General features: G+C 63.5%; 19 protein-coding genes and 1 pseudogene. 9 read left to right on the top strand and 11 right to left on the bottom strand.

Annotation, left to right across the window (positions count from 1 at the left end):
* Positions 1–116 precede the first annotated feature (116 nt).
* Both QRX40_RS06760 and gndA read left to right on the top strand, forming a co-directional pair.
* Positions 117–2,438 (top strand): KUP/HAK/KT family potassium transporter, encoded by a 2,322-nt coding sequence (locus QRX40_RS06760; protein ID WP_045923878.1) that lies wholly within the window; start codon positions 117–119, stop codon positions 2,436–2,438.
* 112 nt (positions 2,439–2,550) lie between these two features.
* Positions 2,551–4,017: an NADP-dependent phosphogluconate dehydrogenase gene (gndA, locus tag QRX40_RS06755; RefSeq protein WP_313837219.1), complete on the top strand. Its 1,467-nt coding sequence runs from the start codon at positions 2,551–2,553 to the stop codon at positions 4,015–4,017.
* 69 nt (positions 4,018–4,086) lie between these two features.
* Here gndA and QRX40_RS06750 read toward each other — a convergent pair whose 3' ends face one another.
* Entirely contained in the window at positions 4,087–5,121 is a 1,035-nt protein-coding gene (locus QRX40_RS06750) for a LacI family DNA-binding transcriptional regulator (RefSeq protein ID WP_313837218.1), read from the bottom strand.
* Between the two features lie 185 nt (positions 5,122–5,306).
* Here QRX40_RS06750 and QRX40_RS06745 point away from each other — a divergent pair, with 185 nt between their 5' ends.
* The 4 genes from QRX40_RS06745 (at position 5,307) to QRX40_RS06730 (ending at position 9,367) form a co-directional block, all read left to right on the top strand.
* A complete protein-coding gene (locus tag QRX40_RS06745; RefSeq protein WP_313837216.1) occupies positions 5,307–6,557 on the top strand; it encodes an extracellular solute-binding protein in 1,251 nt (416 codons plus the stop codon).
* 13 nt (positions 6,558–6,570) lie between these two features.
* Positions 6,571–7,500 (top strand): sugar ABC transporter permease, encoded by a 930-nt coding sequence (locus QRX40_RS06740; protein ID WP_313837214.1) that lies wholly within the window; start codon positions 6,571–6,573, stop codon positions 7,498–7,500.
* The gene (locus QRX40_RS06735; RefSeq protein ID WP_313837212.1) at positions 7,497–8,354 is read left to right on the top strand and encodes a carbohydrate ABC transporter permease; all 858 of its coding nucleotides are present in this window, start codon (positions 7,497–7,499) and stop codon (positions 8,352–8,354) included. The genes QRX40_RS06740 and QRX40_RS06735 overlap by 4 nt, the downstream gene beginning before the upstream one ends.
* Before the next feature lie 122 nt (positions 8,355–8,476).
* A complete protein-coding gene (locus QRX40_RS06730) occupies positions 8,477–9,367 on the top strand; it encodes a family 43 glycosylhydrolase (protein WP_313837210.1) in 891 nt (296 codons plus the stop codon).
* On the opposite strand, the pseudogene gnd reads toward QRX40_RS06730, so the two are convergent.
* The 3 genes and pseudogenes from gnd to QRX40_RS06715 form a co-directional block, all read right to left on the bottom strand.
* A pseudogene (gene gnd / locus QRX40_RS06725) lies at positions 9,357–10,268 on the bottom strand (phosphogluconate dehydrogenase (NAD(+)-dependent, decarboxylating)); the annotation flags it as partial. The gene QRX40_RS06730 and the pseudogene gnd overlap by 11 nt on opposite strands.
* Positions 10,269–10,322: 54 nt before the next feature.
* Positions 10,323–11,000, bottom strand: coding sequence for a gluconokinase (locus QRX40_RS06720; protein ID WP_313837208.1), 678 nt, complete (start codon positions 10,998–11,000; stop codon positions 10,323–10,325).
* Positions 11,001–11,036: 36 nt separating this feature from the next.
* Positions 11,037–12,482: a GntP family permease gene (locus QRX40_RS06715; protein ID WP_101431850.1), complete on the bottom strand. Its 1,446-nt coding sequence runs from the start codon at positions 12,480–12,482 to the stop codon at positions 11,037–11,039.
* Between the two features lie 232 nt (positions 12,483–12,714).
* On the opposite strand from QRX40_RS06715, the gene QRX40_RS06710 reads away from it, so the two are divergent.
* On the top strand, positions 12,715–13,491 hold the full coding sequence (locus QRX40_RS06710; protein ID WP_313837207.1) for an FCD domain-containing protein: 777 nt from the start codon (positions 12,715–12,717) through the stop codon (positions 13,489–13,491).
* Between the two features lie 29 nt (positions 13,492–13,520).
* Here QRX40_RS06710 and pgl read toward each other — a convergent pair whose 3' ends face one another.
* The 3 genes from pgl to zwf form a co-directional block, all read right to left on the bottom strand.
* A complete protein-coding gene (gene pgl, locus QRX40_RS06705) occupies positions 13,521–14,312 on the bottom strand; it encodes a 6-phosphogluconolactonase (protein ID WP_313837205.1) in 792 nt (263 codons plus the stop codon).
* An 80-nt stretch (positions 14,313–14,392) separates the two neighbouring features.
* Positions 14,393–15,400 (bottom strand): glucose-6-phosphate dehydrogenase assembly protein OpcA, encoded by a 1,008-nt coding sequence (locus QRX40_RS06700; RefSeq protein ID WP_313837203.1) that lies wholly within the window; start codon positions 15,398–15,400, stop codon positions 14,393–14,395.
* Positions 15,397–16,878, bottom strand: a complete 1,482-nt coding sequence (gene zwf / locus QRX40_RS06695) for a glucose-6-phosphate dehydrogenase (protein WP_313837269.1) — start codon at positions 16,876–16,878, stop codon at positions 15,397–15,399. Before zwf ends, QRX40_RS06700 begins: the two co-directional genes overlap by 4 nt.
* 233 nt (positions 16,879–17,111) lie before the next feature.
* Here zwf and QRX40_RS06690 point away from each other — a divergent pair, with 233 nt between their 5' ends.
* Positions 17,112–17,777 carry an HD domain-containing protein gene (locus tag QRX40_RS06690; RefSeq protein WP_313837201.1) on the top strand — a complete coding sequence of 222 codons (666 nt, stop codon included), beginning with the start codon at positions 17,112–17,114 and terminating at the stop codon, positions 17,775–17,777.
* Here the strand turns inward: QRX40_RS06690 and QRX40_RS06685 are convergent.
* From QRX40_RS06685 to QRX40_RS06670, 4 genes are all read right to left on the bottom strand, one after another.
* Positions 17,756–18,637, bottom strand: coding sequence for a hypothetical protein (locus QRX40_RS06685; RefSeq protein ID WP_313837199.1), 882 nt, complete (start codon positions 18,635–18,637; stop codon positions 17,756–17,758). The genes QRX40_RS06690 and QRX40_RS06685 overlap by 22 nt on opposite strands.
* 82 nt (positions 18,638–18,719) lie before the next feature.
* Positions 18,720–19,745: an ATP-binding cassette domain-containing protein gene (locus QRX40_RS06680; protein WP_313837198.1), complete on the bottom strand. Its 1,026-nt coding sequence runs from the start codon at positions 19,743–19,745 to the stop codon at positions 18,720–18,722.
* Entirely contained in the window at positions 19,742–20,977 is a 1,236-nt protein-coding gene (locus QRX40_RS06675) for an FtsX-like permease family protein (RefSeq protein ID WP_313837196.1), read from the bottom strand. The genes QRX40_RS06680 and QRX40_RS06675 overlap by 4 nt, the downstream gene beginning before the upstream one ends.
* A 100-nt stretch (positions 20,978–21,077) precedes the next feature.
* Positions 21,078–22,550, bottom strand: a complete 1,473-nt coding sequence (locus tag QRX40_RS06670) for a DHA2 family efflux MFS transporter permease subunit (protein WP_045923887.1) — start codon at positions 22,548–22,550, stop codon at positions 21,078–21,080.
* Positions 22,551–22,710: 160 nt separating this feature from the next.
* On the opposite strand from QRX40_RS06670, the gene QRX40_RS06665 reads away from it, so the two are divergent.
* Positions 22,711–26,205 (top strand): SNF2-related protein, encoded by a 3,495-nt coding sequence (locus QRX40_RS06665; RefSeq protein ID WP_313837195.1) that lies wholly within the window; start codon positions 22,711–22,713, stop codon positions 26,203–26,205.
* Positions 26,206–26,342 lie beyond the last annotated feature (137 nt).

Raw genomic sequence — 26,342 nt, 5'->3', positions numbered from 1 at the left:
AATCACCTCTGCCAAGTGTGGGGGGAGAGTGCTACGGTTGTCGTCGCACGTGTGCGCACAGCAACATACGGCACCCGGAAGTAGATGAGTGAAGGCATTGGCCGATGGAGGGCTCTATGGCGGATGAGCGGCATGAGTTGGCGGCTCAGGATGATGGCAGGGGCGCTGACGAACCACCCCGGTTATCCGGTGAAAAAGCGGCGAAGCCGACGACGGCCCGTCGTAAGGGTCGGCCGACGAAAGAATCGATACTTCCTCAGGAGAGCTTCACCAAGGCTCCCAAGATTTCTGCCAAGTCCCGCACCCGGGAGGAGGAGAACGAGCTCAAGCGGGTCCGGCGCGAGGCCCAGCGGGCAGCCCAGCGTCGTCGCACCCCGCCAAAGGGTCCTCTGGGCCGCTGGTGGCGGCGGGTGCAGTCCTCGCCAGACAGGATCAGCCTGGGCATGTGCATTGTGGCCCTGGGCGTGGTCTACGGAGACATCGGCACCTCACCCCTGTACACCATGCAGGCCTTCGTGGCCGGGCAGGGAGGCATGGCCCGTGTGGACAGGGCGGCCGTGCTGGGCATGCTCTCCCTGGTTTTCTGGTCCATCACGCTGATCACCACGGTCAAGTACGTTCTGGTGGCCATGCGCATCGACAACAAGGGCGAGGGCGGCATCTTCGCCCTGTACACCCTGGTCCGGCACTACGGCAAATGGCTGGCCATCCCGGCCATGGTCGGCGGCGCAGCCTTCCTGGCTGATTCGGTGCTGACCCCGGCGGTCTCCATATCCTCGGCAGTCGAAGGACTCAAGACCATCCCTGTGCTGACTCCGATCTTCCGTGAAAACGGAAACCTGACCATGGTCATCACCTTCGTGATCATCCTGATCCTGTTTGCGGTCCAGTCGCGCGGAACCGAGCGGATCGGCAAGGTCTTCGGCAGCGTGGTCATGGTCTGGTTCGCCTTCCTGGCCCTGATCGGCATCTACTGCATCGGCAACGACTGGTCCATCTTCGAGGCGCTGAACCCGGTCTACGGGATCCGCTTCCTCTTCAGCCCGCAGAATCCGGTGGGACTGACCATCATGGGCACGGTCTTCCTGTCGACCACAGGAGCCGAGGCCCTCTACTCCGACATGGGCCACGTGGGCCGCGGCAATATCTACGCCACCTGGCCCTTCATCAACATCGCTCTGGTCTTCAACTACTTCGGCCAGGGGGCATGGATCCTGCGAAACCGCGACAATAAGGCCCTGCAGGGTGTGGACGGGCTCAACCCCTTCTTCCAGATGATGCCCACCACCGTGCGGTACGTGGCGGTCCTCCTGTCGGTGACGGCCGGCGTCATCGCCTCGCAAGCCCTGATCACGGGCGCCTTCACCATGGTCTCGGAGGCCACCGGCCTCAACTGGATGCCTCACCTTCAGGTGCGTTACCCGGCGCGTACCCGCGGCCAGCTCTACATCCCCACCATCAACTGGGTCCTGTGTGTGGCCACGCTGACGGTGCTGGCCATATTCAAGGATTCCGAGCATATTTCGGCCGCCTACGGACTGGCTCTGACGGTGACCATGATCACCACCACCGTTCTGCTGGCTGACTACATCTGGCACGACGGCAAGCGTATGCTCTCCCTGCTCTTCGCTGCGGTCTTCCTGGCCATCCAGATCCTCTTCTTCATGGCCTCCATGGCCAAGTTCATGCACGGCGGCTGGTTCACCATGCTGCTGACCGCGGCCATCCTCTACATCATGTACACCTGGGATGTGGGCACCAAGGTGGAGCGTTCGCAACGCCGGCATATGACCGCCAAGGAGTGTCTGCCCGCCTTGGAGATGCTCCATAACGACTTCCGCGTCCCCTACTATGCGGACAACCTGGTCTATCTGACCTCGGATGCGGAGATGCGGCGGCTGGACACCGACATCTTCTTCTCCATCTTCGCCAACCGGCCCAAGCGGGCCCGGGCCTGGTGGGCCGTCTCGGTCCAGACCACGGACGCCCCCTACACCCGCAAGTACTCGGTGGAGAACTTCGGCACCAACTACCTCTTCCGCGTGCGCATGAGGCTGGGCTTCAAGGTGGATCAGAATGTGGCCACCTACCTGCACCAGATCATGCACGAGCTGATCGACAGCGGCGAGCTGCCCAAGCAGCCCTCCATCTACCCCAAGGTGGACGAGGACCCGCAGATCGGCACGGTCACCTATGTGCTGGTCCACAAGGCCCTGATGCCCGAGTCCAAGATCGACTCCCGCGGCGCCTTCTCGCTGAAGGTCAAGTACGCCATCCGCAAGGTGGCGGGCTCGCCGATCAAATGGTTCGGTCTGGCTCCCTACAACCCCATCGTGGAGGTGCAGCCCCTGTTCGTCTCCACCCGGGCGGTTCCCAAGCTGACGCGTGTGGTCCTGCCCTCCCGCAAGATCAAGGGCGGCAAGCACCACAAGGGCTGAGTGAGTGGAATCTCACCCTGGGGAGCCTGGCCCAAATCGGGTCCGGGCCATAGAATTGACGGCATGGAACCTGGTGCCCGGCCTTTCCGGGCTACCGTCGAAAGGTGATGTGATGACACAAGCTCAAGCCAATATCGGAGTCGTGGGTCTGGCCGCCATGGGTGCCAGCCTGTCCAGGAACCTGGCACGGCACGGCAATACCGTAGCGGTCTACAACCGCCACTATTCGCGCACCGAGACCCTGATCCGCGATCATGGCCAGGAGGGCCGGTTCGTTCCGGCAAAGACCCTGCAGGAGTTCGTGGCCTCGCTGACCAAGCCCCGCACGGCCATCATCATGGTCAAGGCCGGGGATCCCACCGACCAGATGATCAACGACCTGGCCGACCTGATGGAGCCGGGGGACATCATCGTCGATGCTGGCAACGCCTACTTCAAGGACACTATCCGTCGGGAGAAGGCCATCAGGGCCCGTGGGCTGCACTTCGTGGGCTGCGGCGTCTCTGGTGGCGAGCAGGGCGCCCTCCTGGGGCCCTCCATGATGCCCGGCGGGACCGATGAGTCCTGGAAGACCCTGGGGCCCATCCTGGAGTCCATCGCCGCCAAGGTCGATGGCGAGCCCTGCGTCACCCATATCGGCACTGACGGCGCGGGCCACTTCGTCAAGATGGTCCACAACGGCATCGAGTACGCCGACATGCAGGTGATCGCCGAGTCCTATGACCTGATGCGCCGGGGCCTGGGCATGGAGCCTGAGGCCATCGCCCAGGTCTTCGAAGAGTGGAACCAGGGGGATCTGAACTCCTATCTGGTGCAGATCACCGCTGAGGTGCTCCATCACACCGATGCTGCCACAGGCAAGCCCTTCATCGACATCGTCACCGACCAGGCCGGCATGAAGGGCACCGGCACCTGGACCGTGCAGACCGCGTTGGATCTTGCCGTGCCCGTGACCGGCATCGGCGAGGCCGTCTTTGCCCGGGGGCTGTCCTCCTCGCCGGAGCTGCGCAGTCAGGCGGCCCAAGAGGGTCTGAAGGGGCCGCAGCCCAAGGCCGTCATGTCCGACCTGGCCGACGACCCCGAGGCTCGCAAGTCCTTCATCGAGGACATCCGTCAGGCGCTTTACGCCTCCAAGATCGTGGCCTATGCCCAAGGGTTCAACGAGATGCAGGAGGGTGCCCAGGTCTACGGCTGGAAGCTGGACATGGGTGCCATCGCCCGCATCTGGCGTGGCGGCTGCATCATTCGGGCCAAGTTCCTGAATCGGATCTCCGATGCATACGCCTCTGGCCGTGAGCCGGGCTCCCTGCTCTTCGACCCCTTCTTCAAGCAGGCGGTCGAGCAGGCCCAGGATTCCTGGCGGCGTGTCGTGGCCCGCGCCACCCAGGCCGGCATCCCCATCCCTGTCTTCGCCAGCTCCCTGTCCTACTACGACGGGCTGCGTTCCGATAGGCTCCCCGCCGCCCTGATTCAGGGCCAGCGTGACCTCTTCGGCGCCCACACCTATGGGCGCGTGGATCAGCCAGGCGCCTTCCACACCCTCTGGGCCGAGGACAAGTCCGAGATCAAGCAGGACTGAGCTTCTCGCCAGAATCGCAAGGGTCCGCACAGCCGTTAAATCGGCAGCGCGGACCCTTTTGTCAACCTGTCAACGGATCTTGGCTGTGGATTCCCGGATCACCAGCCGGCAGGCTGCAGTCGTCCGAGTGGGAGGACGATTATCGTCGTCGCCCTGCAGACGGGCCAGGAGGGCATCCACCGCCTTGCGGGCCAGATCCTCCTTGTCGGTGCTGATGGTAGTCAGCGAGGGTATGTAGGACTCTCCCTCCTGGATGCCGTCGAATCCCACGACGGCCAGGTCTCGGGGGACCTCCACGCCGCATTCGTGCAGTCCTCGAATCAGACCTAAGGCCAGAGAGTCGGTCATGCAGAAGATGCCGTCAAAGGGCAGGCCGGACGTGTCCGCCAGATGATGGCCCAGATCGCGGGCCATCTCCCCGTCCCAGCGGTCCAGGGGCAGGAAGTCTTTGGGGCGGGCTTTCATTCCGGCGTCTTTCAGAGCCTTCAGGCAGCCGGCTACCCTGCGGCCGCGGACCGAATGTCGTTGGACCGGATCAGCGCTGTCCGTCATGTCGGAACCCACTACGCCTATTCGTCGGCATCCGCAGTCCAGCAGGTGCCGCACAGCCATGGTGGCTCCCTCGAATCCGGCCGTCATGACCGAATCGAAGACCGGTTGGGCCGAGGGGTCGTCCAGCAGGACCAGAGGCTTGCCGTCGGCCAGCTCCTGCATCTCCTCGTTGGTGATGCTGCCTGGGCTGAAGATGGTGCCGTCGCAGAGCTGGCTGGTCACATGCCGGAGTATGGAGACCTCGTCTTGCTTGGAGTTGGAGGTCTGCTGGATGATGGCCTGCATGCCGTGGGCGTTGATCTGCCGGGAGATGGCCGCACTCATCTGCGCAGGATAGGGCTTGTCCAGCTCGAAGATGGCCACCCCGATGATGCCGCTCTTGCCTGAGCGCAGGCTTCTGGCTGACAGGTTGGCCGAGTAGCGGAGCTTGCGAGCTGCGAGCAGGACCCTGCGCCTGGTGTCATCCGCTATGCGTGTATCGCCTCGAAGGGCATAGGAGGCAGTGGCCCGAGAGACTTGCGCCTCCTTGGCCACATCGCTCATCGTCACCATCTCGCACCTTTCCCGGGGTTCAGCCATTATCTTAGGCATGCGGGTGGCCTTATCAGAATATAATTGACACGATTCAACCGACGTGCTATACCATATTGTGACAGCAGTTGAATCGTGTCAATTCCCGGGCCTCGACGTTGAACAGCCCGGACGGATGCTCAGAGGATTGATTGCAAGGAGGAGTCATGAAGCTGAAGCGAGCATGGAAGGGCATAGCTGCGGCGCTGGGGGTCGGCATGGTGGTGTCGGCCATGGGTGCTTGCGGGGCTGGTGGCGCTGACGGGTCCAAGACCACGCTGACCTTCCTGTCATGGAACAACGAACAGGTGATGAGGCCATACATCGACCAATTCGAGCAGGGGAACCCGGGGATCAAGGTGGACTTCAGCTACTCGCCGCCGACCCCCGAGTACATCCAGACCCTGCAGACCCGGCTGGTCGGCAATCAGGCCCCGGATGTGTTCATCATCACCTCCGAGAACAAGGCTGACCTGATTAAGAACGGCTACGTGCGCGACCTGACCAACGAGCCCTTCATGCGCAACATCTCCCAGGCCAACAAGGACTTCGTCAGTCACCAGGGCAAGGTCTACGGCATGTCCGTGTCTTCCTGGGCCTCGGGCATCGTCTACAACAAGGATCTGCTGGCCAAGGCGGGCGCCAAGGAGGTGCCGCAGACCTGGGATGGCTTCCTGCAGCTGTGCAAGAAGCTCAAGGCCGCTGGGGTCACGCCCTTCCTGGAGACCATCGCCGATGGCCCGAGCAGGATCCCCGATGCCTTCATGGGCTCGCAGTTCGACAGGGACAAGGTTGATGTGACCAGCCTGATCGACCGCCGTCCTCAAAAGCCGGGCAGTGATCAGCGTGAGGCGGCTGCGGCCTGGATGAAGCTCTACGACCAGGGCCTGGTCACACGGGACACGGTCGGCATCAGCGGCGACGACATGAAGACCCAGTTCATCAACGGCCAGGTGGCGATGATCTGCACCGGCCCCTGGGACCTGCCATCCATCGGCCAGTCCGGGCTCAAGTATGGCATGGCCCCCATGCCGCTCATGGAGAAGGGCATGGTCAACTACGCCCAGGGATCGCCATCGCCTGCCTACGCCATTTACTCGCATCTCAAGGGCGCCAAGCTCAAGGCAGCCCAGAAGTTCCTGACCTTCATGGACAGCCGTTGGGCCCTGCAGCGTTCGGCCGACAACGGGGATGCCATCACCGTCCAGGGGTTCAAGGCCAAGGTCAAGCCCGAGTATGAGCAGGTCTACCGGGCCAACGTGCAGCCGGGCCACTACTTCCTGCTCATGAACTTCTACGCCAAGCCGGATGTGCTGACCACCGTCCGCCAGTCCGAGACCCAGCAGCTGGTCCAAGGATCCATCAACCTGGATCAGTGGGCCAAGGCCATCGACGACAAGATGGCCTCGGTCAAGTAGGAAGGGCTGGATCATGGCTACCCAATCTGCGGCGGAGCGTACCAACGCCCATCGGCGGCGCATGCTCGGCCTGCGGCAGGATCTGACCTCCTTCTGGTTCCTCCTGCCTATCCTGGCTGTTTTCGTGGTCCTCTTCGCAGTGCCGCTGGTGCAGACCATCATCTACTCGGTGACCGACTTCAACGGCTACAGCCTGAACATGCACTATGTGGGCTGGAAGAACTACCACAGCGTGTTCACCGATTCGTCGACCATGCAGGGCCTGGTGTTCACCATCCTGTACGCCGTGGCTCAGACGGTCCTGGTGACCATCTTCGCCATTCCCCTGGCTGTCACCCTGAACCGGAAGTTCTGGGGCCGCAACTTCGCCCGTTCCCTGTTCTTCTTCTTCAGCGTGCCATCGCTGGCCATCATGGGCATGGTTTGGAAGTACATCTTCTCACCCATGAAGTCAGGCGTCTTCAACACCATTCTGGGCGTCTTCGGTCTGGGTCCGGTGCCCTGGCTGTCCAACTCGATCCTGGCCCGTTGCTGCGTCATCTTCATTGCGGTCTGGGCTCAGATCGGCTGGCATGCCACACTCTACCTGGCCTTTCTGCAGTCCATTCCCGGTGACCTCTATGAGCAGGCCACGGTGGATGGGGCCACCAGCCGCCAGCAGTTCGTCCACATCACCCTGCCCCAGCTGATCCCGGGCATCGTCACCTCCAGCTTCCTGCTCATGTCGGGAGGCCTCAAGGTCTACGACCTGCCCTACACCATGACCAAGGGCGGCCCCGGGTACTCCACCTATACGGTGACCCAGTCCATCATTCAGCAGGGCATCGGCCAGTCCCAGTATGGGCTGGGCTCGGCCCTGGCGGTCCTGTTCACCCTGGCCACGGCCCTCGTGGTCTTCGCTCAGATGGGCGCCGCCAGCCTGATTTCCAGGAGGTTCCAATGAGCAGCAGGAAGAGCTCGACCCTGACCCTGAGCCAGCGGGAACGGCGGCGTTCGGCGGTCAGAAGCGTGGTGGTGCTGATCATCGCCCTGATCTGCGCTGTGCCCCTCTGGTACATCCTGATCAACACCTTCAAGACCATCCCCGACATGGCCACCAATCCCCTGGGCCTGCCCAAGCAGTGGACGCTGCGCAACTACACGCGGGCCTTCGCTACGGTGCCCATCGTCCGCAGCCTGGTCAACACCCTGATCGTCACCTTCTTCGGCGTCCTCTTCCAGGTGTTGATCGGAGCCCTGGCTGCCTACGGGATGATCCTGCGCAAGTCGATCTTCACCTCGGTCATCGGGGTGATCCTCATGATCGCCTTCGTCATTCCCACCCAGTCCACCCTGATCCCCCTCTACCGGATGGAGTCCAGCGTGGGGCTGGTCAACACGCTCCTGGGCCTGATCATCATGTACCTGGGCGGGGCAGTCTTCTGCTACTTCCTGATCGTGGGCTACATGCAGTCCCTGCCCTTCGAGGTCATCGAGGCCGCCAGGATCGACGGGGCCGGTCCCTTAAGGATCTTCTGGAGCATCGTGCTGCCCCTGATCAGGCCCATCCTGACCACAGTGGTGGTCTTCCAGACCATGTCGACCTGGAACGACTTCATGACCGCCAACGTCTTCATCAGCAGCTCCAGCCTGCGCACCATCGTCCTGCAGGTCTACAACGCAGTCGGCCAGTTCACCACTGATTGGCCCAGCTTCATGACCATCACGGTCCTGGCCCTGATCCCGGTCTTCGTCTTCTTCATCTTCTGCCAGAAGTGGATCGTCTCCGGGCTGGTTGCCGGAGCAGTCAAGGGGTAAGGCGGCCGGTTGCAAGGTCGCAGCCAATGGCGGCGGTCGGAGGTTCCGGCCGCCGCACTCGTAAGGAATCGGAGTCACAGTCCATGGAGGAATTCGCAAGCGCGCATCAAGGGTCGAGGGGGATGGGATTGGCGAGCAGCCCCTTGCATCGCTACTGTGCGGACCCGGATCTGGTCATGATCGGGGACCGCTGGTACCTCTACTGCACCGAGGACGGTCTGCCTGATTGGTCCTCGCACGCCTTCTACGTCTATGAATCCGGTGACCTATGCCACTGGACCCGCAGAAAAATCCTGGACCTGGATCAGGTTCCTTGGTGGCATGGGGGACAGGGCGCCTGGGCTCCCTGCCTGTTGGTGCGCCAGGGACGCTGCATCCTGTATTTTGTGGCCGACGGGCAGATTGGCCAGGCTGTCGCTCCTGGTCCAGCTGGGCCCTTCCGGACGGCCCAGGAGCCATTCATCGCCAGGGGGGACTACGACTGCCTGCCCATCGATCCCTCGGTCTTCGTGGATGACGACGACGTGCCCTATCTGCTCTGGGGCAATGGCCGTGCCTACATGGGGCGGCTGAGTTCGGACGGCCTGCGTCTGGAAGAGGGTTCGGTGCGCTCCGCTGTGCCCGACAATTTCCGCGAAGCCATCACTGTTTGCCGACGGGGAGACACCTACTATGCCTCCTGGTCGGAGAACGACACCAGGGATCCGAGCTACCGGATCCGCTGGTCCAGCGCGCCATCGCTGGACGGGCCCTGGACCGCGCCCCAGGTCCTGATCAAGGCTGATCATGCCAAGGGGATCCTGGCTACTGGGCATCACTGCATCACCCGTGTGCCGGACCGGGACGACTGGATCGTGGCCTACCACAGGTTCGCCAGGGGCGGGCAGGGTGACGGCTGCCATCGCGAAATCGTCTTCGCTCCCTTGGATTTCGCCGATGACGGCGCCATGGTTCAGGTCCGTCCGCAGGTGGGATCCTACTGGTACCCGGCCCGAAATCCGGTCACTCCCTGACGATGGGGTGGCCGCCGAAGGCGCTGCGCAGGGCGGAGACCACCTTCATGGTCATGGGGTCCTCGATCTTGGAGGACTGGCGGGCATAGAGAGCCGAGGTGATGGCCGGCGTGGGCACCCCCAGTTCCAGGGCGTCCGCGATCATCCACTTGGTCTCGCCGGTCTCATCGGCCTTGCCGGCGATCCCGCTCAGGTGGGGGTCCTCCTTCAGGGCCTGGGCCAGCAGGTCCAGCAGCCAGGACTGGATGACCGAACCCTTGCGCCAGGACTCCACCACTTCGCCCGGCTCCTTGATCAGGTCGGAGGCCTCCAGGACCGCATATCCCTCGGCCAGGGCCTGCATCATCCCGTACTCGATGCCGTTGTGGACCATCTTGGCATAGTGGCCCGCGCCGGTTCCTCCCGCGTGGACCAGACCGTAGTCGCCCTCGGGCTTCAGGGTGTCCAGAATGGGCTGGATCCGGGCCACGTCCTGGTCCGATCCGCCGACCATCAGGGCGTAGCCCTTCTCCTTGCCCCAGATGCCGTTGGAGGTGCCCACATCCACCAGGCCTATGCCCTTGGCGGCCAGGGCTTGGGCGTGCTCCTGGTCCTGGGTGAATCGGGTGTTGCCCCCGTCCACTACCAGGTCGCCGCGCTCCATCAGCTCGCCCAGCTGATCGAGCGTGGACTCGATGGGCTTGCCGGCCGGGACCATGACCCAGATCACTCGGGGGGCCTCGAGGGCCTGGGCCAGGGCTTGCAGGCTGTCCACATCCCTGCCCGAGTCCGGGGCGATGTCGTAGCCGACCACCTGGTGGCCGCCGGTGCGCAGACGGTCCGCCATGTTCTTGCCCATGCGTCCCAGGCCGATCATGCCAATCTTCATAGTGTCAGTTCCTCTCCCTTGACTGCAACAGTGTGAAGTTGACCGCGATGGTTGGTGGTCGGCCGCGGTCGGGCCGAATCGTCGGTGCTACTGGCGGGCTGCCTGCCGGGCGCGCTCGGCCTGAACCTGAGCGGTGTGCGCCTTGACGTCGCACTGCAGTCCCAGGGTGTCGATGACCTCTTCGGCCTCGATCTCAGGGGACATGCGCAGACCCACGTCGATGGTCAGGTGGACCTCGTCCGGTCCCAGGGGCTCCAGATCATCAAACTGGGAGCGCAGCATCTGCGGCTTCATGAAGTGGCCCTTCCGCTTGGAGAGCCGCTCCATGATGGAGTCGTAGTCCCCGCTCAGGTGAATGAAGACCACCCCAGGCATTCGCAACCGGTCACGATAGATCCGCTTCAGGGCCGAGCAGGTGACGGTTCCGGGCACTCCACGGCGCATGTGATCCTCGATCCAATCATGGATGCTCTCCAGCCAGGGCCAACGGTCCTCGTCGTTCAGGGGGATGCCGCGGGCCATCTTGTCGATGTTGGCCTGGGGGTGGAAGTCGTCGGCCTCGGCCATGTCCCAGCCCAGCTTGTTGCCGAGGTGCTCGTTCATGGTGGTCTTGCCGCAGCCGGCGACTCCCATGATGACCAGAACGGGCGTGCGGCCTTGGAAATAGTCCGGGGGAACCGTGTTGTCCACTGCCGAGGGGACCTGGGGCTCCGGGTGATCCTCTGCGCTCAGCGCGTCGGAATTCTTTGATGATGTGTCGACCATGTGCAACCTTTCTGAAAAGTAATCTGACAATGATGTTCAGGCGGTGATGGGCACAAAGATGCTGGCGATCATGACCAGAACCAGAACCACTACCGACAGCAGGCATTCCAGAACCGACCAGGTCTTCAGAGTCTCGCCAACGCTCAGGCCGAAGTACTCCTTGATCAGCCAGAAGCCTGCGTCGTTGAGGTGGGAGAGGAAGATGGAGCCGGCGCCGATGGCGATGACCAGGAGCGTAGTGGCCGTGGAGCCGGCATGCATCATGGTCATGGCGTTGCTGAGGATGCCGGCCGTGGTCAGGATGGAGACGGTGGCCGAGCCTGTGGCGATGCGCACGAAGACGGCGATGACCCAGCCCAGCAGGAAGATGGAGATGTTGGAGTGCTCCACAAAGGTGCCGATGATCTTGCCGATGCCGGTGGAGACCAGTACGCCCTTGAAGCCGCCGCCTGCGCCCACGATCAGCAGGATGCCTGCCACAGCGGGCAGCGAGGCTCCCAGGGAGTCATTGACGGTCTTCCAGGAGATGCCCGAAGCGGCCTTGAGGACCAGCATGGAGACAATCAGTGCTATGGCCAGGGCCATGACCGGGTTGCCGATGAAGTTGATGGTCTGTGCCAGGCCGTCCGTGCGATCCTTGAAGCCGGGAATGGCGATCTCGAAGATGGAGGTCAGCAGCATGAGGACTGCCGGCAGCAGGATGCAGCAGACCGAGATGGCGAAGGAGGGCAGTCGGGTCTCCTCCTTGCCCGCCTGCTCGCTCTTGGCCACAAAGTCGGTCGGTGCCTGGATGGGCACCCAGCGGGAGGCCAGCCGGGAGAAGCCCGGGCCCACGACGACCAGGGTGATCAGGGCGAAGGGGATGCCGAACATCATGGTCAGGCCCACATTGCCGGTCTGCTTGAACTGGCTCAGGGCTGCCAGGGGGCCGGGGTGGGGAGGCACGCAGGCGTGCATGATGGACAGGCCTGCCAGGGTGGGGATGGCCACCCGCATCAGCGGGAGCTTGGTACGGCGGGCCACCAGAATGATGACCGGGACCAGGATGACCAGGCCAACCTCGAAGAACATGGGCAGGCCGATCAGGGCGCCGATCAGGGCCATGATCCAAGGGATGGTGGCGGGCTTGGACTTGGCGACCAGGGTGTTGACCACCTGGTCGGTGGCTCCGGTGTCCATGAGGACCTTGCCGATCATGGCTCCCAGGCCAATCAGAATGCCCACGGAGCCCATGGTGGAGCCGAACTCGCCGGTGAAGCTGGTCAGGGTGGCCACGGGACCATAGCCGGAACCGATGCCGACCACCAGGGCGGCACCCAGCAGGGAGACAAAGGGATGAAGCTTAACGACGGTGACCAGGAAAATGAGCACCGCCAGGCTGAGCACCAGACTGATGCCCAATTGGGTGGTGTTCAGGGAAACGGCCTGACTCGCCGCCAGGGTCAGGTACCCGCCGGCTGTCGGCTGCGACGCTAAAAGCATGGCTGCCTCTTCTCTGAGGATGCGAACCGTCCGGCCTGAGCAGCTTTCCGGCCCTTATTTTTGCATTACGTAATATCGACAGCGTGATATTACGTATGCCTTAACAGACCATATCTTACACGCACCTGGGACGGTTTGGAAGATGGCATGCTGAGGACAGGATTGAGCCTCCGCTTGTTTGCAGAATCGTTTGATCCCTTTGGGAACGAACCCGGTTGCTAGAGTGGAATTCGTGGAAAGCGCGAGCAAGCCTGAGGACGAAACCGCTACAGAAGGCACCCTGCATGACCGGCTCCTGGACCAGTGGGGGGCGGCCATCGTCGATGGCGCCATCGCCCCGGGCGACCGGCTGCCCGTTCCGGATCTGGATAGCCAGAGGCCTTCGCGCACGGTGACCAGGGAGGTCACCAGGGTTCTTGAAGCCATGGGTCTGGTCACCGTCAAACGCAAGGTCGGTGCTACGGTCAACCCCCGTCGGCTCTGGAATATCTATGATCCGCGGGTGATCGAGTGGAGGCTGCGCGGACCTGGCCGGGGGCGGACCCTGCATGAGCTGTCCGAGCTCAGGGCATGCGTGGAGCCCATGGCTGCCCAGCTGGCGGCCAGCCACGCTGATCAGGATCACTGGGCGAAGCTGACGCGGGCCGCCATTGACATGGTGGCCAACGCTGACCGGGCCGACGGGCCGGACTATCTTCGGGCTGACGAAACCTTCCATCGAACCCTGCTTGAGGCATCGGGCAACGCTATGTTCGCGGCCCTGGGCGATGTGATTGCTTCAGTGCTGTCTGGGCGGACCCGGCATGAGCTTATGCCCAGGAAGGCTGATGAGAAGGCGCTGCGGCTGCACGGGGACGTGGCTGCGCTGATACGGCGGGGCGATGCAGAGGGTGCCCGCCACGCCATGGATTGGATCGTCGACGAATCCGATCGGGCTATCGAACAAATGACTAGAAAAGACTCCGAAAGCTCCGTCCCTGCTGCGGATAAGGAATCTTCGGAGTCCTGAAATCTGTAGAGGCTCTTGTTGCTGAAGGATCAGCGCAGTTTCGAGGCGGCATCAGCGTCCAGGAGCCAGAGGGTCTCCAGGGTGCCCCTGGCATACGAGGAGGGGACATGGGGGTCGTCTGTGGTTCCCAGGGCTGCAGCCACGGCCGAAGCCTTTTCAGCGGTTGAGGTGAAGAGCCAGACCTTGGGGGTCCGGCGGATGAATGGCGTGGTCATGGTGACCCTGAGCGGCGGCAGCTTGGGGGAGTTGCTGACGCCCGTCACCAGCAAATCATCATCCTGCAATCTGACCTCGGAGCGGTCGGGGAAGAGGGAGGCATAGTGGCCGTCGGGGCCCACGCCGAAGACGGCTAGATCCATGTTTCCATCAGGGCCGAGCTGGTCGATAATCTCCTGCTGATAGGTGGCTGCCGCCTGGTTCAGGGCCCGTTCGTTCTCCTCCTGGTCAGCGGCTTCAACCTGAGCTGGGCTGCGGGTGTCCACGGGCATGGGATGCACGTTGGCCTGGGGCAGCAGCCCTTGGTCGATCAGCGAGCCATACCAGGCCCGCCGTGCCTGTTCGTCGTTGCGGTCCGGGTCTTCCAGGCCCACGAACCGCTCATCGCTCCACCAGAGGTGGACCCTGTTCCAGTCCACGCTCTGGCTCAGGGGATCAGCACCCATCAGGGCATAGACATCCGCCGCGTCCCGGCCACCGGTCAGCGCCAGGTCGGCCCGATCCTGACGGGCCAGGAGGTCGCCCAGCTCCAGCAGGATCCGGGCTGCGGTGGCTTGATTGAGCAGCTTGGTTGTGGCATAAGTCACGACACGACGATCGGTCATCTGATCCTCCTTGCATGCAGGTGAAGCTGGCCTCAGCCTACACCCAGACGTTTGCATATGAATTGAGTCACTGCAGAGGTCTACTGGTGGTCAACCATTCCCCAGCCGGTGTGGATGACATCCTGATAGACCTCGTCAGGATCCAACCGACCCAGTTCCTCGCTCATGCAGTCCACGGCAGAGCGCAGGGGCATGGAGATGGTCTGCGAGGCCTGACCGGGCTGGTTGATCCGGGCCTGGTCGTCATGGTGGCGCTCCATGCTCATGACCCCGTCCGGACGTTCGAAATAGACGCCGGTGACCGCCTGAGCCTGCGGGTCGCGTTCGACTGTGACCGGCACCTTTAGCTTCAGGGCCAGCCAGGAGGCCAGCAGCTCCAACGGCAGGTAGTGGGCTTGGCCGGTCACCCTGACCGAACGGATGGGCAGGTGGGGCGGCTGCTGCACCATGGAGGTCAGCAGCGCTCGCCAGATGGTGATCCTGGTCCAGGACAGGTCCACGTCCTCAGCGTGCGAATGGGCCAGCAGCCCGGCGAAGGTGGCCTGGCGATCGTCGGCCTCCATGGCATCGGTGATTCTGCTGGCGGCCATGGTCCCGATGGGATCCTGCGAGGGATCCAGGGGCGGATTGGTGGGCCACCAGACTACCAGAGGCGCATCCGGCACCAGGAGGGGAATGACCAGAGCGTCGGAATGGTCCAGCAGGGCTGCCACTGGTCGCAGGACCACCACTTCGCCGGCACCGGCATCCGAGCCGAAGCGTATTTCGGCATCCAGCGTGCGATCCCCGTTGTGGTCGGTGTTCTTGTAGGAGACGCAGTCATCAGAGGTCTGTACTGCAGCGGTCCTCTGGTCCGCATCCTGCCCGGCCTGATGGTCTTCGGCATCGGTCACTATGGCGATGACCCGGCAGGGATGTTCGCGGCTTGCGGCGTTTATGGTCTCCAGGGCTGTCTCCAGATGGGCCTGCTCGGTGATGATGACCAGGGTCAGCACCCGTCCCTGGGCGGCCTCCCCGCGTTCAACGTGGAGTTCGTCGATCTCCCGGGCGATGGCGGAGGTAGTGGTGTTGTTCAGTCTGACGATCATGGCATCCTCCAGTGGTATCCGTCGCGGGCTAGCATCAGATCAGCCTCCCGCGGACCCCAGGTGCCGGCGCGGTAGGGCTGGGGCTGGCCCTGTCCGGCCCAGAACTCCTCGATGGGGTCCAGGATCTTCCAGGAGAGATTGACCTCCTCGGTGGTGGGGAAGAGGGGCGGGTCTCCAAGAAGCACGTCCAGGATCAGCCGCTCGTAGGCCTCGGGGGAGGCCTCGGTGAAGGAACGCCCGTAGGAGAAGTCCATGTTGACGTCGCGCACCTCCATGGCCGAGCCAGGGGTCTTGGCCCCGAAACGCATGGTCACGCCCTCGTCGGGCTGTACGCGGATGACTACGGCGTTGGCGCCCAGTTCCCGGGTGGCTGTGGCCTCGAAGGGCAGGTGGGGGGCACGCTTGAAGACGATGGCGATCTCGCTGACCCGCTTGCCCAGGCGCTTGCCCGTGCGCAGGTAGAAGGGGACGCCGGCCCAGCGGCGGGTGTCCACATCCAGCCTGATAGCCGCATAGGTTTCAGTGGTGGAGGAGGGGTCGATACCGTCCTCATCCAGGTAGCCGACCACGTGCTGGGACCCCTGCCAGCCGGCCGTGTACTGGCCTCGAGCGGTGTGGGCCGCCAGGTCCTCGGGAAGACGGACAGCAGAAAGGATCTTGGTCTTCTCAGCCGTCAGATCCGACGCCGAGAAGGAGACCGGCTCCTCCATGGCCGTCAGGGCCATCAGTTGCAGGAGGTGGTTCTGGATGACGTCCCGGGCTGCTCCGATTCCGTCGTAGTAGCCGGCCCTGCCGCCGATGCCCATGTCCTCGGCCATGGTGATCTGCACGTGGGAGACGTAGTTGGAGTTCCAGACCGGCTCGAACATCATGTTGGCGAAGCGCAGGGCCAGGATGTTCTGCACGGTCTCCTTGCCCAGGTAGTGGTCGATGCGGAAGACCGAATCCGGCTCAAAGACCTCGGAGACCACCCGGTCAAGCTCCTTAGCCGAGGCCAGGTCGTGGCCGAAGGGCTTCTCGATGATGACGCGGCGCCAGGCCCCTTCCTTGGAGTGGGAAAGCCCCGACTCGGCCAGCTGACGGGCCACCTGGGGGAAGGCCTTGGGCGGCACCGACATGTAAAAGGCATGGTTGCCGCGTGTGCCCCGGACCCGGTCCAGCTCCGAGACAGTGGCCGACAGGCGGCGGAAGGCCTCGGCATCGTCGAAGCTGCCCTTGACGAAGCGCATGCCCTGGCTCAGATGTCGCCAGGTGGATTCGTTGAAGGGGGTGCGGCAGTGGGCGCGGACGTTCTCCTCCGCAAAGGCGACGAACTGCTGGTCGCTCCAGTCGCGCCGTCCGAAGCCGATCAGCCCGAAGCTGGCTGGAAGCAGCCCCCGGTTGGCCAGGTCATAAACAGCCGGCAAGAGCTTTTTCTTGGCCAGATCTCCGGTGACGCCGAAAATGACCAATGAGCTGGGGCCCGCGATGCGCGGCATGCGCAGATCGCGCGGGTCCAGCAGGGGGTTGTGCCAGGGCGCCTGTCGGCCGCCGTCCTCGTCTGGAGGAGCGGGCTGGTCGGCGGAGCGCACAAGTGGTGAAGTGTCCATAGTGCTCCTCGTGAAATACTGTGGCTCCTAGTGTACTGTCGGCGGCAGAAGGGCAGGGCCGATTATCCGCTGAAGTGTGCATAAGCGTCGCAAAGGTCACATTTGCGGCAGGAATCCCTAGAATGGTCGGTATGATTCCCAATCTTCCCATGGCCGAGGCCCTGCACCGTCAGTATGCGCCCTCCCAAGCCGCCTATGAACTGATACACACCCACTGCCAGATCATTGCCGCCCTCGCGGTGCGTATGGCCGACCAGGTCAACGAACGCCTGCTGCGTGATGATGATCCTGACGGGGTTCTGCCCGAGCGGCCTCTGGACCGTGACCTGGTCCGCACGGGCGCCTTGCTGCACGACATCGGTACCTACCGGATCCTCAAGGACGATGGTTCCCAGGGCCGCCCCCTGACCTTCCAGGGCGAGCGGTACATCGAACATGGGCTGGAGGGTTACCACTTGCTGCTGGACGCTGGGGTGGACGAGTCGGTGGCCCAGTTCGCCCGCAACCATACCGGAGTGGGGCTGACCCGCCGCCAGGTTGAGGAGGAGCATCTGAACCTGCCGCCTGACGACTACCTGCCGGTCAATCCTGAGCAGGAGGTGGTCATGTATGCGGACAAGTTCCACAGCAAGCACCAGCCGCCCATCTTCGTCTCCGAGCTCACTGCCGCCAAGCGCACAGCCAAGTATGGTCCTGACAACCTGGCCCGCTGGAGGCAGCTGGTGGCCCGGTATGGGGTGCCGGATCTGCAGCCCCTGGCCAAGCACTACGGCATGACCATCGTCTGATCCGGCCGGGCCGGCCCCCATGAACTGCGGAAGCGGCCGCCGAATTCGCGCAGCATCCACGGGTCTGGTTGATAGGGATCGACTCGATCGGTCCGGCAGGTCGCTACGGCTTTCAAGAACGAGACCATGCCCTGCGGCCCGTAAGCGTAAGGGGCTGCGCACCAGACCGGGTTTCCCTCCAGGACGAGAGGCTGATCCGATCCACGGAGGAAGGCCAGATCCACGCTGATCGGAGCAGGAGATCGACCTTTGGCTGCCTGGAGGGCGCAGTTCTCGGCGATCGTTCGATGCCTGGGATCGAAGATGGCGCCGTCGAAGACCGTGGTAATGGCTCGAGAGCCCTCGTCCTCATGCAGGCAGTATCCGCTGGAGGCCGCGATTCGATCCCTGTCGAGGATGACCCGCCACTCCTCATGGATATTGGGCAGGTGGGTCTGGATTCGAATCAGCGATTGCGCAGGGGCTGTCCGCAGATCGCTCTGCAGGCCTTCAAGGGTCCGTCGGGCCGCAGGCAGGCCCGATACCCGGCCGGCGGCCAGCTGCGACCAGGGACGTTGTCCCAAGCCCGATGGCAGCCGACGCCAGGTCAGGATGGTTTCTGCCGTCACAGTCAGAATCCTGCGTTCGGTCAGGGACTGGTCCAGTTCATCCAGCCACAAAGTCGGTGGGGCTGACAGGGCCCATGAGGGACGGCCTTGGGATGCCAGCCAGGCGTTCTGAGCGATCAGCAGCCCTGGGGTAATCCATATGGCTTCCTTGACGCCGACCTCCCGAACGGGTGCGAATCCATGGTGATGGTGCAGGATGACCCTCCCTTGCCGGCGTGGGTCATTGTTGCATGAACCGATTTGTTCGGTCATGACCCGGGGTATCCACTCCTCATGGGTGATGACCGAACAAATCAGTGCAGTGCTGTCCGTCCCCGGCCGGGAAGGCTGGGGCTCAATCGACGATGAATCGGTCGTCGTAAGTGCCCTCGTCCACGGTGTCAGAACCGCTGGAGGTCAGGATGATCACTGCGCAGTCATGACGGCGGGAGACCCGCTTCAGGGTGGCCAGCAGGGTGTCCCAGTCGCTCGGCTCCAGCCCCTCGGTGGGTTCGTCGGCGATGAGCGCGTCGCACTCGCAGCACAGGGCACGGGCCACGGAGGCCAAGCGGAAGTCCAAGTGGCCCAGATCAGCCGTCAGCTTGTCCTGCAGGCGCTCCGGGAAGCCCACTTCGTCCAGCAACTGACGGGCCAGATTGTCCTTGGGGCCCAGGAAGGTGCGTCCGCTGGCCTCCATGGTGTAGACAAGATTCTGTACGGCGGTCAGGTCGCGCCTTAAGGCATCGGTGCGGAAGATGGCTCCGATCTGATGGCCGCGATAGTCGGAAGCCAGCAATTGGCGCAGGTCCGTGCCCCGGAAGAGCACGCTGCCCTGGGTAGGAGCGCGCAGACCGGTCATCAGGGCCATCAGAGCGGCCCGTCCGGAAGGCGAAGTGGTCTCCACCGAGTAGATGCGGCGACGCTGGAATTCCAGATCGACATCATCCAGGATCTGTTCGGGACGACCCTGGACCTTGCGCGTGTAATCCACATGCTTCAGGGAGAGCACCGGGTAGCCGCCAGGAACCAACACCCGCTCGCCATCGGTCTCCAGCAGTGGGTCCTCCTCCTGATCGTCATCAGGATCCTCGGCATTTTCCTGCTCGATGACCACCTTGAAAGCGGCCATTGACACGTCTTCTTCCGAAGAACCATCCTCCTCGGACTGTTCGCCCGTCTGAGAAGCTGCTTCTTCCTCGGATGTCGTTTCTGTCTCCGGCCTTGTATCGGATTCGGGCAGCGGTCCGGTGCTGGTGTTCTCGTCGGCTTTTTGCTCGGCATCGGCCGTTGCTTGAGCGGCTTGCTTCTGATCGGCGGCCTTGGTCTCGGCCTTTTCCTGGGAGTTTTCGTCCGGCTGCTGGTCCGATGTCTTTTTGCTCATGCCTCGTCCTCCAGGTCGTTGGTGTATAGCTGGGCGGTTCTGAAGGCCGCTACCCTGGCGGCTGCTGCCAGAGCGAGGATCAGGCAGACGGCCAGGCCAATCAGGATCATCTTCCAGATCAGACCAGCATGCGGCATGCTGGCCAGGCTCCCCAGCCGGAAGAGCGACCGGCCCAGGGGCCGACTGATCGCGGTGCCCAGAGCCAGGCCCAGCACCAGTCCGGGCAGGGTGAGCAAGAGGGTCTCCAGGGCGAACTGCCAACCCAGCCGAGCCTTGTGGACCCCGATGGTGATGGCCATGCCGATTTCGTTGGCACGGCCGCGCAGCATGAGGAACAGGCAGCCCAGCAGAACCAGCCCGCCCAGCAGGCAGACCAGGATAATGACGGTTCGCGCCTGGTCGGCGGCCCGGTGGACCGGCTCCATCCGCCGCTGGTAGTTCTTCAGACTGGGGGAGTCGATGTCGTACTGCGAGGCCTTGAGCCCGTCCTTGCGCAGCTCCTTGATGAACTTCTGGTAGGTGCTCGGCGAATCCAGGACGAAGGCCACGAGCAGTTCATGGCCGGGGTCTCCGGGTTTGGTGGCTGCATCCAGCCCCAGCATGGCAAAAGTGGGATAGGCCGTGTAAATGGCCCGGTTGGCTGTCTGATCGGCGGCCTTGCGGTAGTGGTAGGTGCCGGAGATGGTCAGCTTGACCTGCTGATCCTGCTGGCGGGGATCTTTGATGGTCAGGGTGTCGCCCACCTTGAGCTTGTTGGCCTGCGCCATTTGCTTGGAGATCAGCACGGTCTGGGCGCCGGAGGCATTCTGGGAGGCGTAGTCCAGCCCCTTGCCCTGATCCACGGCGAAGGGGCCGTGAGGCAGGGTGGGTTCGGCCTCCTTGTCGGAGACGCCCACCAGGGAGTAGGTGCCTGACTGGGGCAGTCCCTCCGGGCTGATGTCGGCGGTCTCATGGAAGTAGGCCTTGTACTGCATGCCATCCATCTGCAGGCGCTGGGCGTACTTGGAATACTCGTTCCAGCCCAGGGGAGAGGCCTTGGTTCCCTTGCGCGGGCTGATGACGGCATCCACCTGTTGGGATTCGTAGTCTGTGGTGCGTGCCTTGGTGTCAGCCTGGAGCACGGTGGCCGCCGTCGTGGCCAGCGCCGCCACGACCAGGCAGGCCAGGACCATGGCCAGGCTCCGCGCCGCATGCCGCCTGATGGTGAACCAGGCGTTCTTGAGAACGAACATGACACCCTTCCTGATAGCGTTCCAGGGATGACCGGGCGGCCCACGAGGCGGGCCTTAAGTCCGGTCGCCGTCCTCCAGTCTAGCCAGGGACGCTCCCAAGCTAGCGGTGCGAACTTGGAGCTTGCTGAATGTCCCGTTCGGCCTCTGGCTGCTCGGCGTGGGAGAAGTTGCGCACCTTCAGGGAGACGGCCAGAGCGGCCAGGATCAGCACCAGGGTGAAGATCAATCCGTAGTGGGTGCCCCTGGTGAAGGCCTGGGCTTTGTCAACTCCGGCTGCCTGCCCCTCGCCCATAGCCAGCAGGGAGGTGGTGACGGCCGTGGCCACGGCTCCCACAATCTGCTGCATGGTGTTGATGATGGTGCTTCCGTCGCCGGACTGTGGGCCGCTCAGAGAGTTGAGCGCGTAGGTCTGGGCCGGTGACATGGCCAGTGGGCAGCCGATCATCAAAATGATGTGGGCCGCCACCACCAGGGCCACAGGGGTGTGCGGGCCGGTGAACAGGAGGATGACCGTGCCGAGCAGGGCGACAAGGAAGCCGCAGCGGACGGGCATACGAGCCCCGAAGCCGTCGTAGAGCCGGCCGGCGAAGGCCGAGACCAGGGCGTTGATGGCCCCGCCGGGCAGCATGAGGATGCCGGTCATGGCCACGGGCAGGAGCAGCCCACGCTGCAGGAACTGGGGCAGCAGATACATGGAGGAGAGGATGACTGCGAAGTCCAGCATGACCAGGGTGGCGCCGTAGCGGAAGGCCGGGATGGAGAAGATGCGCAGGTTGAGCACCGGGTGTTCCAGGCCCAGCTGACGACGAATATAGAGGACCAGGGCTGCTAGGGCCACGACCAGGATGATCAGGGTGACGGGGGAGAGCCATCCGTACCGGCTGGCCAGGCTGACACCTGCCACCAGTCCGCCGAAGCCGACAATGGATTCCAGAATAGAGGCCAGGTCGGGCCGCTGGTGGGTGATGGTCCCCACATTCTTCAGGAAGCAGACGGCGAAGACCAGAGCCACAACCAGGAAGGGGGTGAAGAACCAGAAGATCCAGTGCCAGGTCAGCTTGCCCAGGATGATCCCGGTCAGGGTCGGGCCGATGGCGGGAGCGAACATGATGACCAGGGCGCACATGCCCATGACCGTGCCCAGACGGGCTGGCGGGAAGATCAGCATGGCCACGGTGAACATGAGCGGCAGGATCAGGCCGGTGCCGATGCCCTGGATCAGCCGTCCCGTCAGAAGGACGGGGAAGATGGGGGCCATGGCCGAGACCACCGATCCTGCCAGGAAGGCGACCAGGCCGAAGATCACGGTCTGCCTGGTGGTGAACCACTTGGAGATCAGGCTGGAGAAGGGCAGGACGATGCCGATGACCAGCATGTACCCCGTGACCAGCCATTGCACGGTGGCAGCGGGGATCTGGAAGCTCTCCATCAGGTTGGGCAGGGCGATATTGAGCGAGGTCTCGCTCAGCATGCCCACGAAAGCCCCGATCATCAGCGCGGCGATGGCCGGCCAGGGATGGGGGACGGCCGGTCGTGACCGGTGAACAGAGGCAGAGGTGGACGTGTTTTGCACGATGATGATCTCCTTCTTCAGACAAACAGCACGCCATCTTAGGGAGGCGGTCATTTTTTCGTAAGTCGGCATGTCTACTCGCTTCGCCGAAGGCGTGCCGCATTGGAACGGAAAAGGTTATGCTCGGGAATGGTCGTCAGAGACCATAAGGAGGGTGCGTGTGGATTGGCATGCAGCGGTCTACGGGTCAAGAGCCGTTGGTTCAGGAGGCCATGGCTTCTATGATCCGGGCGACGATGAGGAGGGGCGGACCTTCGGCGATCCAGACACCATCTCTGACGCCGCTCTGCGCCGATTGGGCGGCAAGGCTTACTTCCGCGCCCATCAACTGCTGGATGACCGCCGCTTTACAGACCTGCGCCTGCGGCACCTGGGGGCTCTGACCGTTCTCAAGGGGCGTGTGCCCGCCACCTATCAGCCGGACGGTGACTGCATGGTCCAGGCTCGGCTGGACGAGCAGACCCATCGGGTCATTGACTCCTCCTGCACCTGCCGGGCCTTTGGGCGCCAGGGTCCTGCCTGCAAGCATGTCGTCGCCCTGATCATGGCCTACAACGAGTCCAGCCAGGCCTTTGCAGGATCGGATGACTGGGACGGCGACCAGGGTCGATCCAGTTCCGCCCGGTCGACCTCGGGACCCCTGGCAGCCTACATGCACCGGCAGGAGGTTCGGCGTCGGCAGGCCTTTCGTGACCGCCAGCTGAGCCTGCTCAAGCAGGAGAGCGGACCGGTTGGCGGCCGTCACCTGCCCATCGGCTCGGTCGGGCTTATCCCCGATCTGACCAGTGAGCGCGGCGGCTGGCTGGTCCGTCTGCACATCACCCTGTCCTCCCACGGGGTCGCCTACCTGGTCAAGGACCTTCCGGCCCTGCTGCGTGCCGTGGACCATGGCGAATTCATGTCTTACGGGCGGCGGCTGGCCTTCATTCATTCTCGTGACACCTTTGATGACCGGGCCCAGGCTCTGCTGACCATTCTTGAAAGGGCCGGTGCCATCCGCCGCAGCCTGGCCGAACAGGAGGGGGGCATGCGCGGCCGCCTTGCACGCGCAGGATTGGCGGGGATCCGGCTCAGCGACGACGAAGTGGCGCAGATTCTCGACCTGTTCGTAGACTCCGGGCTCACCCTGGACTACACGCCTCCCGAGGACTCCTTCCTGCAGACCATGCCTGCCCCCGTCCTCGACGGGGATCCGGACCCTGGCATCGCGGTCAGCAAGGAGGCGGATGGCTACCGGATCACCCATGCCCTGGCCGTGGAGCGCTTCATCGTCGGTCAGGTCTCTTCCTTCGTTATCGTGCGCCCTTCGCAACCCGGCTTAGGGCTGGATCCGGGGCCGGTCATCCACCGTTGCAGCGCGCGTTTCATGCGCCATCGGGATCTGCTGGAGACCCTCTGCCGCCCTGGCGAGGATCGGGATCTGCATCTGGATGCCGACGACCTGGATCTGTTCGCCCGGACCGTCCTGCCTGACCTGGATCAGGGCGCCCAGGAAGGATCCGGGCTCTCTGCCAGTCTGCCCGAGGAGCTGGATGCCCGGCGGCGGCCGCCCTGCAGGATCGAGCTTTACCTGGACAGGGATCGGCAGGGGGTCAGCTGTGACATCAAGGCCCGCTACGGGGACCGTCTTCTGTCCGTCGGCGCTGATCCTGCCTCGGAGGATGAACCCGGCAGAGATCGGGAGAGCGAGTCTTTGGCCCGGCAGACGGTTCGCCGCTATTTCCCCTTGATGGAGGAGGGGCTGGCCCGTATCCACGAGGAGAATGAGGAGGCCATCCACACACTGTTGACCCGGGGCCTGCCTGTGCTCAAGGGTCTGGGACGGGTCTTCTCCACCCCGGCCTTCGACGGGCTGAGCGTCGTCTCTCATCCGCAGATCCGCGTGGGTGTGCGGGTGCGCTCCGGCCTGGTCGAGATCTCGCCCATCGCCGATGAGGTGCAGCCCGAGGAGGCTGCTGCCATCCTGGCCGACCATCGCCGCCGTCGGCGCTTCCATCGCCTGCGCAACGGGGCTTTCGTCGAATTGGATGATCTGAATACCGAGGCTGTGGACACCCTGGCCCAAGACCTGGGCATTGACCCTGCTGATCTGGCCAAGGGGCCGGTCCATGTGCCTGAATTCCAGCTCGGCTACCTGGATGCGCTGGTGCCCGAGCAGGACCGCGATTCCAGCTTTCGAGACTACCTGAAGGAGCGCAAGCCCGATCCTCAGGTGTTCAAGGTCCCCGACGGATTGCGCGGACAGCTCAGACCCTATCAGGTAGAAGGGCTGCGTTGGCTATGCACCCTGAGCGACCGCGGATTCGGCGGCATTCTGGCCGACGAGATGGGTCTGGGCAAGACCATACAGATGCTGGCCTACCTGCTCTCCCGTCGGGATCAGGCCAGGGATCGGGGACCTTCGCTGATCGTCTGTCCGGCCTCCTTGGTCTACAACTGGGAGGCAGAGTGTCGCCGCTTTACGCCGGATCTGCGGGTAGCGGTCCTGGCGGGAGGGCGCAGCCAGCGTCAGGCTCTGCTGGATCAGGCCGGGTCCTACGATCTGCTGATTACCTCATACGATTTGCTCAGGCGGGACTTGGACCGGTATCGGAGTCTGCCCTGGTATGCCCTGGTTCTGGATGAGGCCCAGTACATCAAGAACCACGCCACCAAGGCCGCCCGTGCCGTACGAGCTCTGGACAGCCTGCACCGGTTCGCCCTGACCGGCACGCCGATCGAGAACCGGCTTTCCGAGCTTTGGAGCATCTTCGACTTCCTGATGCCTGGGATGCTGGGTCCCTACTCCCGGTTCCGGGACCGCTTCGAAATGCCCATACTCAGCGGCGACCAGGACGCCCAGTCCAGGCTCCAGGCCCTGGTAGGGCCTTTCATTCTGCGTCGGCTCAAGTCACAGGTGCTGACGGATCTGCCCGAGAAGATCGAAAACGTGATCAGCGTGCCCCTGCAGGGTCGTCAGCGCAAGCTCTATGCGGCCCTGGAGCAGGAGCTGAGGGCTACGCTCAACAAGGAAAAGGACCAGGAGTACGAGGTCGGCAAAATCCAGGTCCTGGCCCAGCTGACCAGGCTGCGGGAGGTCTGCTGCGATCCGCGTCTGGTCTACCAGGATCAGGGTAGAGACCGGCGCGGCGATTCGGCCAAGCTGGATGCCATTGAGGATCTGGTGGTCTCCTGCCAGGATGCAGGACGCAAGATGCTGATCTTCTCCCAGTTCACCTCCTATCTGGACCTGATAGCCCAACGGCTCCGTCGGCTGGATGTGTCCTACGATCTGATCACCGGGGCCACCTCCAAGAAGCGGCGGCTGGAGCTGGTGGAACAGTTCAACAGGGATGCCACGCCGGTCTTCCTGATCTCCCTGAAGGCCGGCAACACCGGGCTCAACCTCACCGGAGCCTGTGTGGTGGTCCATGCGGACCCCTGGTGGAATGCCGCTGCCCAGGAGCAGGCCAACGACCGCGCCCACCGGATCGGCCAGACCCAGGACGTCAACGTCTACCAGATCGTAGCCAAGGACACCATCGAGGAGCGCATCCTCAACCTGCAGCACAGCAAGAGCGACCTGGCATCGCGCTTTGTCGATTCGGCTGCCTCCACCGGTGCTGCCAGCGTGGCCAGGCTGAGCAGAAAGGACCTCCTGGCCCTTCTGAGCTGATCCCGAACAGAAGCTGATCTATTGGTCAGTGGTCATGAATGCAGCATCACCGATGGGCGAGGCCCTTGTGTCATGGATTCGGTTATTCTTGATGTATTAGTCAAATCGAAAGACTATATGTGTGAGCAGATTGATCG

The sequence above is a fragment of the Bifidobacterium sp. H6bp9 genome, from assembly GCF_032193695.1.
Lineage (GTDB): Bacteria > Actinomycetota > Actinomycetes > Actinomycetales > Bifidobacteriaceae > Bombiscardovia > Bombiscardovia kimbladii.
The sequence above is the reverse complement of the archived record's forward strand: the minus strand, read 5'-3'. Positions and strand labels throughout refer to the sequence as shown.

Bases quoted from the DNA above. Each gene is read 5' to 3' on its own strand.
- QRX40_RS06720 (WP_313837208.1), bottom strand. From the start codon at position 11,000: ATGGTCGACACATCATCAAAGAATTCCGACGCGCTGAGCGCAGAGGAT.
- QRX40_RS06730 (WP_313837210.1), top strand. From the start codon at position 8,477: ATGGGATTGGCGAGCAGCCCCTTGCATCGCTACTGTGCGGACCCGGAT.
- QRX40_RS06700 (WP_313837203.1), bottom strand. From the start codon at position 15,400: ATGATCGTCAGACTGAACAACACCACTACCTCCGCCATCGCCCGGGAG.
- QRX40_RS06740 (WP_313837214.1), top strand. From the start codon at position 6,571: ATGGCTACCCAATCTGCGGCGGAGCGTACCAACGCCCATCGGCGGCGC.
- QRX40_RS06760 (WP_045923878.1), top strand. From the start codon at position 117: ATGGCGGATGAGCGGCATGAGTTGGCGGCTCAGGATGATGGCAGGGGC.
- QRX40_RS06715 (WP_101431850.1), bottom strand. From the start codon at position 12,482: ATGCTTTTAGCGTCGCAGCCGACAGCCGGCGGGTACCTGACCCTGGCG.
- QRX40_RS06690 (WP_313837201.1), top strand. From the start codon at position 17,112: ATGGTCGGTATGATTCCCAATCTTCCCATGGCCGAGGCCCTGCACCGT.
- QRX40_RS06680 (WP_313837198.1), bottom strand. From the start codon at position 19,745: ATGAGCAAAAAGACATCGGACCAGCAGCCGGACGAAAACTCCCAGGAA.
- QRX40_RS06735 (WP_313837212.1), top strand. From the start codon at position 7,497: ATGAGCAGCAGGAAGAGCTCGACCCTGACCCTGAGCCAGCGGGAACGG.
- QRX40_RS06675 (WP_313837196.1), bottom strand. From the start codon at position 20,977: ATGTTCGTTCTCAAGAACGCCTGGTTCACCATCAGGCGGCATGCGGCG.
- QRX40_RS06745 (WP_313837216.1), top strand. From the start codon at position 5,307: ATGAAGCTGAAGCGAGCATGGAAGGGCATAGCTGCGGCGCTGGGGGTC.
- QRX40_RS06685 (WP_313837199.1), bottom strand. From the start codon at position 18,637: ATGACCGAACAAATCGGTTCATGCAACAATGACCCACGCCGGCAAGGG.
- zwf (WP_313837269.1), bottom strand. From the start codon at position 16,878: ATGCCGCGCATCGCGGGCCCCAGCTCATTGGTCATTTTCGGCGTCACC.
- QRX40_RS06750 (WP_313837218.1), bottom strand. From the start codon at position 5,121: ATGGTGACGATGAGCGATGTGGCCAAGGAGGCGCAAGTCTCTCGGGCC.
- gndA (WP_313837219.1), top strand. From the start codon at position 2,551: ATGACACAAGCTCAAGCCAATATCGGAGTCGTGGGTCTGGCCGCCATG.
- pgl (WP_313837205.1), bottom strand. From the start codon at position 14,312: ATGACCGATCGTCGTGTCGTGACTTATGCCACAACCAAGCTGCTCAAT.